Consider the following 11,830-nt stretch of genomic DNA (forward strand, 5'->3'; position numbering starts at 1 on the left):
GTTTATATGACTTTCGCTTCTTCAACGCATTTCGATCAAGCCGCGCGGCAATGGGATGAGCGCCCTCTTTCGCGGCAGCTGGCAGCCATGCTGCCGCGGTTGCTGGAGGCCTTGCCTCTGATTCCCGGTCAGGAGTTGCTGGATTTTGGTTCGGGAACGGGAATGCTGTCAGTGCCTCTGGCGCAAAAAGGGGCCAAGGTCACAGCCCTGGATACCTCGGCTGCCATGCTGGATGTTCTTGAAGAAAAGCAGGTGGCCGGGGTAACGCCTTTGAAGCAGGACATCTTTGCCGGTTTACCTCAGCGTTATGATGGTTTGGTCAGTTGCATGGCCTTGCACCATGTGGCGGATACCCAGGCGTTGCTAGAAATTTTCAGTGAACAATTGAATCCGGGTGGCTACCTGGCCCTGGTGGACCTCTATGCTGAGGATGGCAGTTTTCATGGAGATAATGAAGGCAAGGGTGTCAAGCATTTCGGCTTTGAGCCTCAAGCCTTGGAAAAGCAGCTGCTGGCGGCAGGTTTTACGGATATCAATTTTCAGGAGATCCACCAGTTGCATCACAAGAATGGTCGCAGTTACCCCCTGTTTCTGTTGCGAGCAACCAAACCTAGCCTTTTTTAGAAGCCTGCTGACGTTTGCTACGAGCTTTCTGAATGGCTTCATGGATTTGCAAGCCGGTAAAAGGCTTGAGAATGTAGCCATCGGCACCGGTGCGTATAGCCTGCTGAACTTCACTGGAATCGCTGATGGCTGTCACCATGATGACGATGATATCCGAGCTGACCGTTTTAATGCTGGCCAGGGCATCCAGGCCATTGACCTGGGGCATGCTGATATCCAGGCAGACGATTTCCGGCTTGTGTTCCTTGACCTTCTCGAAGGCCAGCTGACCATTGCTGGCCTGAGCAACGACCTGATAACCCATATCCTTGAGAATTTCCTTGAGCAGATCACGAACCATGGGTTCGTCATCAACTACGACAACCGAGTTCTTGGCAAGTTGGGTCATATTGGCTCCTGATTACTCCTGTGTCCTTGCAAGACTTTAAAAACCTTATAGCAAAAGTTCCGGGATGACTAGTTGTGGCCTGGATAATCCGCTTTGGGCCCGAGCTTCTAGTGTATCCCAGCTGAATCCCAGGGTGGGTTTATTTTTTTAGTTCAACGCTTGGCAATACCAGCTTTTGCGAATATTTCAGGCTGGGGAGCCATTCGTCTGGGTGTTGCGGCAAAGATCGACCAGCAGCCAGAAGTCGTGCTGCTGTAATCCAGCCAGCATGGCCGACTGCCAGGCAGGCTTCCCCTTGATGATCACTGAGCCAGCTTTCCACCCGTGCGAAGAGTTGCCTCAAGGATTCTCCGCCACCGGGCGCATAATCGGGAAAATTTTCGCACCAGGCATCCATTTCCTCTGGCGGTATAGTCTGCCAGGGGCGGCCATCCCAGTTACCAAAATCAAACTCAATCAGCCTGGGATCTTGAATCAGGGCCCAACCCTTTTTTTCCAGGAGTTGGCCAACTTTCCAGGAACGCTGTAGTGGGCTGACGTGAAGTTGTCTGGCACAGCCTTGTAGGCTGGCATAATGCTGAATGCGGCTGGCCAGACGGCGGCTGCGTCTTGGATCAACGTCCAGATCGGTGTGCCCCAGGCAGATGCCTTCCGATTTGCGGGGTTTGGGGTGGCGCCAAATGGTCAAATTCATAGTGCGGCAATTCCCAGGTAGCAGGCGATTTCAGTCAGTTGCTGGGTGGCTCCCAGGCCATCACCGGTATGGCCACCCAATTTGCGCTTCAGTAATCGGGCCATGTAGAGGCTGGCCAGGAGCATCAGTAAACCAGACAAAGCCAGGGGCTTCCAGCCGGGAAAGGGCAACAGGATAAAAGTCAATAAAAGAGGCGGTAGAAGCAGAGCGCTAGCATAAATCAGCTGTAGTTGATTGAGGCGGGTGGCCAGGGGTTTGGCCTTGGCATGCTCAGGGTCACCGGCATAGTCCAATAGCAGAAGCAGTAGCAGACTGCCCAGGCGTGAAACGCTATGCCCCAGCAGCAGTGCTACGACAGCCGTTTCCAGCGGCAAGGAGGCCAGCAGTGCTACCTTGAGGGCCAGAGCCATAACCAGGCCCAGGGTGCCATAGGTGCCCAGGCGGGAATCCTTCATGATTTGCAGGGCGCCTTCGCGGGTAAAGCTGCCGCCCAGACCATCGCAGGTATCAGCCAGGCCATCTTCATGGAAGGCGCCGGTTAACAGAATGCTGAAAAGGGTGCTACCTATCGCCGCCACCCAGGGGTTAAAGATAAAAGACAGGGCTGCAAATACTGCTGCAGTGGCCAGGCCGATCAGGAAACCGGTCAAGGGAAAATAACGGGCACTGAGTTCTAGCCATTCGGGTTGGAAGGCCTTGAGTTTTGGCAGGGGTAAACGGGTCAGAAACTGCAGGGCCACTAACAGCAGGCGGGCTTCGTGACGCAGACGGGCGATCCACTTCATGCGTTTTGTCACTGGCTGACCCCTGCCGATTCAAAACTCGCCATTTCATTTAAAAAAGCCGTGGCAGCCTGTAACAGGGGCAAGGCCAGGAGAGCGCCGGTGCCTTCGCCCAAACGCAATCCCAAATCCAGTAGCGGTCGGGCTTCCAGTAATTCCAGTAGGTGGCGGTGACCCGGTTCGGCGGATTGATGGCTGAAAATGGCAAAATGGCGAATACCCGGTTGCAGGCGTTCAGCCACCAATAGAGCAACGGAGGCAATAAAACCATCCATCAGCAGGATACGTCTTTCACTGGCTGCCTGTAGCAAAGCACCAGTCATCATTGCGATTTCCACGCCACCAAGAGTAGCCAGAATTTCCAGGGTGCCGGTGATTTTGTGATGCTTGTGAAGCACCTTTTGCAAACAGGCTTTTTTGTGCTCCAGTCCCTGGCTGTCCAGGCCTGTTCCCGGACCGATGCAGGCTTCCAGAGGGAGGTCCGTCAGTTTGCTCAGCAGCAGGCTGGCGGCAGAGGTGTTGCCGATCCCCATTTCTCCGACAATGAGCAGGTTGCCGGGTGCTTCTCGGACCAGGGCCATGCCACAAACCAAGGCCTGGAGACACTCCTCGGCATTCATGGCCGCAGTTTTCAGGCAGTTGCGGGTTCCCCGCATGACTTTTAGCGACAAGAGATCCGGATGGGGTTCAAAATCAGCATCGACACCGGCATCCACCACCTTGAGCGCAACCCCCTGTTGCCGGGCAAAGACATTAATCGCTGCGCCACCGGCCAGGAAATTATTCACCATCTGGCGGGTGACTTCTTGAGGGAAAGCGGAGACGCCTTCTGCTGCCAGGCCGTGATCGGCTGCAAACACCCGAATTTGGGGGGCTTCAATGCTCGGGCTAAGGCTGCCTTGAATCCTGCCCAGTTGCATGGCCAGCTCTTCCAGTTGTCCCAGCGAGCCCGGTGGTTTGGTTTTCTGATCGATTTTTGTTTGCAGGTCTGCTTGTAGTTGAGGCTTGTCAAGATCAGGCAGGCTAGGTAAATCCAGCCGGTGACGGGCAGAGAACATGAATTATTTCCTTACAGAACGGGGAAAGAAAAGGGTTTGACCTTCCACCTGGGTCGTCATTAGGGGCTGCTGGTAAAGTTTTTCCAGCGCTTTTAGTTCCAGCATCTCTTCGCGGGTGCCCCAGCAGGCCTGGCCATCCGGGTAAAGCAGGAAGAGATGACTACAAAAGCGAACAGCCAGATTGATATCATGCAGCGTCATCAGTGCTGATTTGCCCTGGCTGACTTCTTCTTCAACCAACGCCAGAACGGCCATTTGATGGTGCAAATCCAGATGATTGGTGGGCTCGTCCAGCAGCAAGAGTTGAGGGTCCTGAGTGAGCAGGGTGGCCAGGGCCAGCCGCTGACGCTCACCTCCTGACAGGGTTTGTAGATTACGCTCTTGCAGGTCTTCCAGATCCATACGTTGTAGAGCCCGGCGAGCCAGCTCCTGGTCTTCACGGCTTTCGGTTTGCCAGCTGCGCAAGTAGGGATGGCGTCCCATCAACGCGGTGTCCAGAACCCGGGCCGGAAAATCATCCTGGTGCTGTTGGAAAAGGACACCCAGGTATCTGGCTCGAGCACTGGATGAGTGTTTTTCCAGCGCCCGTCCATCCAGTTGCAGACTACCACTACGCGGTTTTCTGAGACCCGCCAGGGTCATCAGCAGGGTGGTTTTGCCTGCCCCGTTAGGGCCAAGAATGGCCCAGCTTTGACCGGCCCGGATCTGCCAGTTCCAGCGACTGCTGGTAGGGCGGCCGGGGATATCCAGCAGTAAATCCCGGGTCTCCAGTAGGGGCGGGCTCATAGATGCTTGCTCCGGTAGAGCAGAAGGAGGAAAAAAGGAACCCCGAGTAGGGCTGTAATCACCCCAACCGGGAGTTGCTCGGGAGCCATCAGGGTGCGAGCCAGGGTATCGGCCAGCACCAGCAGGCAACCGCCGCCAAGCGCGCTGGCGGGAAGCAGCAAACGCTGGTCATAGCCAAGTAGCAAACGCACCAGATGGGGCACCAGTAAACCCACAAACCCCACAGTACCCGCCACGGTGACAGCAACAGCAGTCAACAAGGCGGCCAGAACATAAATCAATCCCTCCATGCGTACTACCGAAACACCCAGGGCAGCCGCCTGGAGACTGCCTCGGGCCAGGACGTTGAGAGTACGTCCCAAGGGCATCAGGAAAGCGAGAGCCAGAAGCAGTACCAGCCAGGGCAACAGGGGACGATCAGCCTGGGCAAGATCGCCCATGAGCCAGTAGAGCATACCGGGGAGTTGATGGGTGTCGCTGGTACTTAAAATAAAACTGATCAGGGCTCCCCAGCCAGCGGCCAGCACTACACCGGTCAGCAGCAGTCGTGTGGGGGCCCAGCTACCACTGCCTCGGGCTACAGCAAAAACCAGCAGTGTAGATATCAAAGCCCCGGCAAAGGCGGCCGAGGAAATGCCCAGGCTACCCAGTCCAGCCAGCATGGCCAAGAGGGCTGCGACTCCGGCACCACCGGAAAGCCCGAGTACATAGGGGTCGGCCAGAGGATTACGCAAGAGAATCTGCATCAAAGCACCCGCCGTGGCGAGTAGGCCGCCCGTGGCAAAGGCTGAAGCCACCCGGGGCAGGCGCAATTCCAGTAACAGGGTTTGTTCCAGGGAGGTGCCTTCGCCGGTCAGAACAGCTAGTACGCTAGCCGGCGGTAGGGAGACACTCCCCAGAAGCAAGCCTGTGATCAGGCTGACCAGGGCAATCAGCAGGAGTAGCAACAAATGTGGCCAGTGTTGGGCGAGCATCAGGACTCCCGAACTTGCTCAAGCTGGCTGCAAAGAAGCTGGCTGCCTTGTAAAAGGCGAGGGGTAGCTCTTTGCAGCAAGGAAGGGGGAATAAAATACAAATGGTTGTTCTGGACCGCTTGAAGTTCGTCAAAGACCCGCCAGTTGTCTACCCAGGCGGGGGTGTCTTCTCCCATACCGCCACCGATAATGGCTTCAGGGTTTGCCTGGAGAACCGCTTCACGGCTGATGCGGGGAATCAGATTATCCAGTTCGGCAAAGATGTTTTCACCACCACAGGCATCCAGTGCCTGATGGATCAGGTGTTCATGATTGATGGTCATCAAGGGGGCTTCCCAAACCTGATAAAAAACCCTCACCGGGCGGCGTTGGGAGAAGTCTTCGCGCAGCTGAGCGATACCGGCTTCAAACTTTCTGGCGGCCTCTTCGCCCACTTCCGGGTGTACAGTTAGTTGGCTAAAATCACGTAAATTACGGGCAATGTCGGCAAAAGTGCGGGGTTCTGAATAATAGACAGGAATGCCTAGGCCTTGCAGTTGCTCCACCTGAGGCAGGGGGTTGCCCGAATGCCAGGCGATAACCAGATCCGGCTGGAGCGCTAGAATGCCTTCGATGTCGAGCTGATTGTAGCCGCCCACCCGCGGGATTTCCTGGGCTGCAGCAGGATAATCACTGAAATTGACGGCACCCACCAGCAGGTTTCCGGCACCCGCAGCATAAAGATTTTCGGTAATGTGGGGGGCCAGGCTGATAATTCGCGACACCGGCTTTTCCAGGCTGATTTCGCGGCCCAGCGCATCCGTCAATTGCAGGCTGCTGGCTGTGGCCTGGTGGTTAGCCAGGCAGATAAAAAACAGAAAAAAAGCCCCGATACGCTTGCAAAAAATCATGATAATCAGTCGTTTTGGTTGGAAAGCACGGGAGTATACGTGTATTCTTGGCCGCCTTCGAGGTGCCCGATCCTGGTGAAGAATCCAGGCGGGATAATCGGGAAGCCGGTGCGTAGTTATACAAGTCCGGCACTGCCCCCGCAACGGTAAGTTTTGCGCCTTTCATGCAAAGGATGCTTCCTTCAGCCACTTTACCCTCGGGTAGGGGAAGGCTGGAAGTACTCTGACACTGGTCAGACGCGGACAAGTCCGGAGACCGGCCTCGAAGACGAGGAAAGGCGGTGGGCCAGAGTACCTCGAGGTTATTGAACCTCTAAACAGAGACGCTTGGTGTCTGCCGCCCGTGTTTTTATTTTTTCGGATACTGTCCGACCAAATGCGTGCGGGTGGCACGCAGGAATGCTGTTCAATGACCCCTTTGAGATCAACTTCTTCAAACAACCCGGTGCTGACTGCAGCGGCTCTGGGTGTTTTTCTGGTAACCCCCTCGACTTCACTTCTGGCCGACACTTCGCGGCTGGACCCCCTGGTGGTGACCGCCAGTCGTACGGAGCTACTGGATACTGAGGTGCCCTACGCTGCTGAAATTTATAGTTGGCAAGAAATCGAGCGTTCAGGTGCCACGAGTCTTTATGATTTTTTGGATCGCCACACCTCTGTAACTGTGATGCCAGCATTTGGTAATCCCTTTGCGCAAAAGCTGGATATGCGTGGTTATGGCATTGGTGATGGTTATCAGAACATCGTGGTGACCTTTGATGGTCGACGAATGAACAATGTTGATATGGTTCCACAATTCCTTGGCAGTGTTCCATTATCGAGTATTGAACGCATTGAAATCGTCAAAGGTAGTGGTTCTGTAGCGCAGGGTGATGGTGCGACTGCGGGTATAGTCAATATTGTGACTCGTCAGCAGGATGGTGCTAACTTATCTGTAGCGGGAGGTAGCCATGGTTTGATGGCATCCAATGTCAGTGCTGGGTTAGTACGAGATTATTTCTCTTTGAATGTTCTCGCTGAGAATTATAGGCATGATGGCTTTCGTGAAGAAGATGCTAATGGCGATAAAGATCAAGCTGATGCAGACAATCTACAGGCACAACTGAAAATCTTCCCCATTGATGAAGTAGAACTGTGGTTTGGCAAGTCGCGATCCTGGATTGAAACTACCTACGGCAAAAGCCTCACACTAGCTGAATACCGAAATGATCCAGCTCAAAGTGCTGGCAAGACATATAACGGCCAAGTGCTTGAATCTCATGTTACCTCTGTAGGTGGTTCGGTGAATATGGATTATGGGCTTTCCTTGACTGTAGATCATTTTATTGAAGATAAGTCATCAGTTTATTCAAGTGGTTGGGGTTCAGAGTACGATTACCAATCCACGGACTTGGCAATAAAGTATCAACAAAGTGGACTGGATTTGGTATTGGGCTGGCAAGCTTTTGAGGGTGTTCGTGAAGGCAGTAATAATGAAACATCCAAGGATAATGCTGGGCTATATCTTCAAGCTCAATATCGCTGGCTGGATACCTTCTTTGCTGCAGGCTTCAGACAAGAAAAGGTCGATTACGAGTATCGTCCTCAAAGTGGGCAAACCCTAAATGCTGATCACACACTGACAGCATGGGATTTAGGGGTTAATCACCGCTTATCTTCTGCACTGACAGTATTCAGTAATCTGAATCAGAGTTTTCAGGCACCAGATATTGATCGTTTTTTCTCCAGTGGTAGCTTCAATAGTTTTATTGATCCCGCAAAAGTAAGAACCTTTAATGCAGGTTTTAACTATGTTTCAGATATAAATGAATTGAAGATAACAGCCTTTTACTCTGATCTTGAAAATGAAATCTATTATTATAATTCGGGCGATTGGTCGACCAGTATTAACACCAATATCGATAGCTCTAGCAAGTATGGTCTTGAGATGGAGGATCAGTTGCAGCTAACAGAGCAACTTAGTGGTAACTTGAACTATGCGTGGGTACGGGCTGTCATTGACGAGGAAAATAAAGGTGGCGGTGCATATAATAATAAAAACCTTCCCGGCGTTTCAGAACATAGTATTTCTATGGCACTGGATTATGCAATCAATGATCGGTCAGAACTGTCTCTGATACAGATATGGCGAAGCGAGACTTGGGCAGCTAATGATTTTGCCAACAGCTTCGATCAGAAGCAGCAAGCCTACCGCATGACTAATCTTGGTTACCGCCATCGTTTTGATCAGATGGAGCTTTTTGTTCAGATTGATAATCTGTTTGATCAGTCCAATGGTCTTTGGATTCGTGATGATACAATTTATCCAGTGAATTTTACCCGCTCTTGGCGTGTTGGCTTGCGTGCTGATTTTTAAAACTGATCGAGATAATCATGACCGACAACGAAAAATCCCAGCGTCACAAGCAACGTATGGAAAAGCACAAGGAAATCGTGGACGACAAGATCGCTCGCGCCGACCGGGATGCCGGGGTGCTGGTGGTGCATACTGGTAATGGCAAGGGCAAGAGTACCGCTGCCTTTGGTATGGCTGCTCGTGCGCTGGGGCATGGTATGCAGGTGGGTATCGTGCAGTTTATCAAGGGCAGCTTTAGTACCGGGGAGGAGGCCTTTTTTCGGCGCTTTCCCGAGGTGAGCTACCATGTGATGGGCCAGGGCTACACCTGGGAGACCCAGAATCTGGAAGAAGACAAGGCCACTGCAGCCCGGGGCTGGGCTCAGGCCAAGGCGCTTCTGGAAGATCCCAAAACGGATCTGGTGGTTCTGGATGAACTCAATATTGCCCTCAAGTTCAAGTACATCGATATGCAGGAGGTGCTGGATGCCCTCAAGGCCCGTCCTCCCATGCAGCATGTCGTGATTACTGGTCGGGGTGCACGTGAAGAATTGTTGGCTGCGGCGGATACCGTCTCCGAGCATCGCGAAATCAAACATGCCTTTCAAGCGGGTATTCGAGCCCAAAAGGGTGTAGAACTCTGATAGCTTCCCCCCTGATCAGCCTCTTGCTGCCGCTGGTTCTGGCACTGCTACTGGATCGCTTTTTTGCAGAACCCCGGCGCTGGCACCCGCTGGTCGGGTTTGGTCGCTGGGCCGCCTGGTGCAAAAAGCGTTGCTATTTGGCTTCACGCAAAGCGGGTTTACTGGCTTGGTTACTCGCGATTCTGCCTTGGGTACTGCTTGCCGGTGGCCTGCAAATCAGTATCAACTTCTGGGATACCAGTGGCTGGTTGTTAATAGTGTTGCAAGCAATCGGCCTTTATCTGGCCCTGGGCTGGAAAAGCCTGGATCAACACCTGCTGTCTGTTGATCAGGCATTGGAACAAGCTAATCTAGCCCTGGCCCGCCAGCGGGTGGGTTATCTGGTCAGTCGGGATACCAGCGAGTTGGATGCGGCTGGTGTTCGCCGAGCAGCTTTGGAGTCCCTGTTGGAAAATGGCAATGATGCTATTTTTGGCGCTATCTTCTGGTATCTGCTGTTGGGATTGCCGGGCGTTGTTTTCTACCGTCTGGCCAATACTCTGGATGCACTTTGGGGCTATCGGACCCCGGAATACCTGTATTTTGGTTGGGCGGCCGCACGAATTGATGATCTGCTTAACTGGCTGCCGGCCCGCTTGACTGCCTTGAGTTATAGTCTACTCGGTTTACCCCGTGGTCATTTTCTGCCCAGTCTTCAAGCAGCCTGGAAGGCTAGTCGGACATGGAAAAGCAGCAATGCAGGCGCTGTGATGGCTGCCGGGGCTGTGGTTTTGCAAACCCGCCTGGGTGAGGCAGCGGTCTACCAGGGGGTTACTGAAATACGTCCACTTTTGGGATTGGCTGTGCATCCATCGCCATCTTCTTCCAGCCTGCAGGCTGGATTACGGCTTTTATGGCAGGCGGTATTTGTTTGGCTGATCTTGATTGGCTTGGGAGGCCTTTTAGCGTGCTAGAGCATGGCGGGCAACTCAAGGCTGCTGCGCGTCTTTGGGGACGCCCTGAAGACCAATGGCTGGATTTATCTACGGGGATTAACCCCTGGAACTGGCCGGTTCCGCCTCTTCCTGCTGATGTTTGGCAACGTCTGCCGGAACAAGAGGACGGCCTGGAAAGCGCCCAGACCGCTTATTATCAATCCACCCAGGGACTGGCTTTACCGGGTAGCCAGGCGGCTATTCCCCTGTTGCCCCAGCTTTTGTTTGCATACCAAGAGCGGGCGAAAATCGGTGTTGCCCTTCTTGATCCAGCCTATCGTGAACATTGGCAAGCCTGGCAGCAAGCGGGCTATCTCTGTCATCCGGTGGCTGCTGACAGGATAGATGACTGGCTGCTGCAAAATCCAACGACTCGGGTCTTGTTGCTGGTTCACCCCAATAACCCGACGGGCGCTGTTTTTGACTCTCGGGATTTATATCGCTGGTTAAGCCTTCTTCAAGAGCGTGACGGCTATTTGATCGTGGATGAAGCCTTTATGGATGCCACTCCGCAGCAAAGTCTTTTACAAGAGACTCTGCCAGAAGGCCTGGTGGTGTTGAGATCCCTGGGTAAATTCTTTGGCTTGGCCGGTCTGCGCTTGGGGTTTGTATTTGCCCGGCCCTGGCTTTTGCAAAAAATGGCTCAGCACCTGGGCCCTTGGGCGGTTTCTCATCCTGCCCGCTATCTGGGCAAGCTGGCGCTGCAAGACCAGCATTGGCAGGAGGTAACCCGGGTACGCCTGCATCTGGCCAGCCAGCAGTTGAGTGAACTCCTGACCCAGGCTGGCCTGCCACCAGCAGGAGGGACTGCCTTGTTTCAATGGACCCCTACACCTGAGGCCGGGCAACTGGCTGAATTTATGGCCGAGCGAGGTTTGCTGGTCCGTTTTTTTGCTGAGACGGTTAGCCTGCGCTGGGGCCTGCCGGGTAGTCCGGAAGCCTGGCAACGTCTGGAAACGGCTTTGAATGAATGGAGGACTAGAAGATGACGGGCGTTTTGATGGTGCAGGGGACCACCTCGGATGCGGGCAAAAGCTTTCTGGTAACCGCTTTGGCCAGGGCCTTGTCGTTGCGTGGTTATTCAGTCGCACCTTTTAAACCCCAGAATATGGCCCTGAATAGTGCCGTGACCGCCGAGGGCGGCGAAATCGGGCGTGCCCAGGCGGTACAGGCAGAAGCTGCAGGTATTCCACCCAGCGTGGATATGAATCCAGTCCTGCTCAAACCCTCCACGGATCGCAAGGCGCAGGTGATTATCCATGGACAGGTGCTGGATAATCAGGATGCCGCCACCTACCAGGATTACAAAAAACACGCCCTGCAAGCTGTTTTGACTAGCCACCAGCGTTTGTTAGAAAAACATCAGGTGCTTCTGGTCGAAGGCGCTGGTTCCCCGGCAGAAATCAATCTGCGCGAGGGCGATATTGCCAACATGGGCTATGCCGAAGCCGTGGATTGCCCGGTTATCCTGATAGCCGATATTGATCGCGGTGGGGTTTTTGCGCATCTGGTGGGTACCCTGGAACTGCTTTCCGAGAGTGAACGCCAAAGAGTGGTGTCAATGGCCATTTATTTTGACCCACCTTTGGCCAATAAAATTGACCCACCTGATGCGTTAATTGGTTAACTTTTCTTTCAGTCGATAGCTTTCTCCTCCCAGCATGAAGATGTGTGAGTGATG

12 protein-coding genes, 1 pseudogene and 1 riboswitch are annotated in these 11,830 nt (G+C 53.6%); of the genes and pseudogenes, 6 read left to right on the forward strand and 7 right to left on the reverse strand.

From position 1 onward, the window contains the following. The first annotated feature begins 6 nt into the window (after positions 1–6). A complete protein-coding gene (locus DFK18_RS11035) occupies positions 7–624 on the forward strand; it encodes a class I SAM-dependent DNA methyltransferase (protein WP_114418313.1) in 618 nt (205 codons plus the stop codon). Here the strand turns inward: DFK18_RS11035 and DFK18_RS11040 are convergent. From DFK18_RS11040 to DFK18_RS11070, 7 genes are all read right to left on the reverse strand, one after another. Then, positions 611–1,012 (reverse strand): response regulator, encoded by a 402-nt coding sequence (locus DFK18_RS11040; RefSeq protein WP_114418314.1) that lies wholly within the window; start codon positions 1,010–1,012, stop codon positions 611–613. The genes DFK18_RS11035 and DFK18_RS11040 overlap by 14 nt on opposite strands. Positions 1,013–1,151: 139 nt before the next feature. Next, the gene (locus DFK18_RS11045; protein ID WP_114418315.1) at positions 1,152–1,706 is read right to left on the reverse strand and encodes a histidine phosphatase family protein; all 555 of its coding nucleotides are present in this window, start codon (positions 1,704–1,706) and stop codon (positions 1,152–1,154) included. Next, a complete protein-coding gene (cobS, locus tag DFK18_RS11050; RefSeq protein WP_114418334.1) occupies positions 1,703–2,491 on the reverse strand; it encodes an adenosylcobinamide-GDP ribazoletransferase in 789 nt (262 codons plus the stop codon). The genes DFK18_RS11045 and cobS overlap by 4 nt, the downstream gene beginning before the upstream one ends. Before the next feature lie 8 nt (positions 2,492–2,499). Next, positions 2,500–3,546 carry a nicotinate-nucleotide--dimethylbenzimidazole phosphoribosyltransferase gene (gene cobT / locus DFK18_RS11055; protein ID WP_114418316.1) on the reverse strand — a complete coding sequence of 349 codons (1,047 nt, stop codon included), beginning with the start codon at positions 3,544–3,546 and terminating at the stop codon, positions 2,500–2,502. Positions 3,547–3,549: 3 nt separating this feature from the next. Then, entirely contained in the window at positions 3,550–4,332 is a 783-nt protein-coding gene (locus tag DFK18_RS11060) for an ABC transporter ATP-binding protein (RefSeq protein WP_114418317.1), read from the reverse strand. Further along, positions 4,329–5,306: a FecCD family ABC transporter permease gene (locus DFK18_RS11065; RefSeq protein ID WP_114418318.1), complete on the reverse strand. Its 978-nt coding sequence runs from the start codon at positions 5,304–5,306 to the stop codon at positions 4,329–4,331. Before DFK18_RS11065 ends, DFK18_RS11060 begins: the two co-directional genes overlap by 4 nt. Continuing rightward, on the reverse strand, positions 5,306–6,196 hold the full coding sequence (locus DFK18_RS11070) for a cobalamin-binding protein (RefSeq protein WP_114418319.1): 891 nt from the start codon (positions 6,194–6,196) through the stop codon (positions 5,306–5,308). Before DFK18_RS11070 ends, DFK18_RS11065 begins: the two co-directional genes overlap by 1 nt. A 43-nt stretch (positions 6,197–6,239) precedes the next feature. Then, a riboswitch (cobalamin riboswitch) is annotated at positions 6,240–6,475 on the forward strand. Between the two features lie 130 nt (positions 6,476–6,605). On the opposite strand from DFK18_RS11070, the gene DFK18_RS11075 reads away from it, so the two are divergent. The 5 genes and pseudogenes from DFK18_RS11075 to DFK18_RS11095 form a co-directional block, all read left to right on the forward strand. Next, complete coding sequence (locus DFK18_RS11075) at positions 6,606–8,552, forward strand: TonB-dependent receptor (RefSeq protein ID WP_162299766.1); 1,947 nt, start codon at positions 6,606–6,608, stop codon at positions 8,550–8,552. A 17-nt stretch (positions 8,553–8,569) separates the two neighbouring features. Then, positions 8,570–9,175: a cob(I)yrinic acid a,c-diamide adenosyltransferase gene (cobO, locus tag DFK18_RS11080; protein WP_114418321.1), complete on the forward strand. Its 606-nt coding sequence runs from the start codon at positions 8,570–8,572 to the stop codon at positions 9,173–9,175. Between the two features lie 23 nt (positions 9,176–9,198). Then, the gene (gene cbiB, locus DFK18_RS11085; RefSeq protein ID WP_218563946.1) at positions 9,199–10,128 is read left to right on the forward strand and encodes an adenosylcobinamide-phosphate synthase CbiB; all 930 of its coding nucleotides are present in this window, start codon (positions 9,199–9,201) and stop codon (positions 10,126–10,128) included. Beyond that, positions 10,122–11,138, forward strand: a complete 1,017-nt coding sequence (gene cobD / locus DFK18_RS11090; protein ID WP_245944370.1) for a threonine-phosphate decarboxylase CobD — start codon at positions 10,122–10,124, stop codon at positions 11,136–11,138. The genes cbiB and cobD overlap by 7 nt, the downstream gene beginning before the upstream one ends. Positions 11,139–11,149: 11 nt before the next feature. Further along, positions 11,150–11,719, forward strand: a pseudogene (locus DFK18_RS11095) (cobyric acid synthase); the annotation flags it as partial. Positions 11,720–11,830: the final 111 nt, after the last annotated feature.

Source organism: Marinospirillum perlucidum, assembly GCF_003336805.1.
GTDB classification, from domain to species: domain Bacteria; phylum Pseudomonadota; class Gammaproteobacteria; order Pseudomonadales; family Halomonadaceae; genus Marinospirillum; species Marinospirillum perlucidum.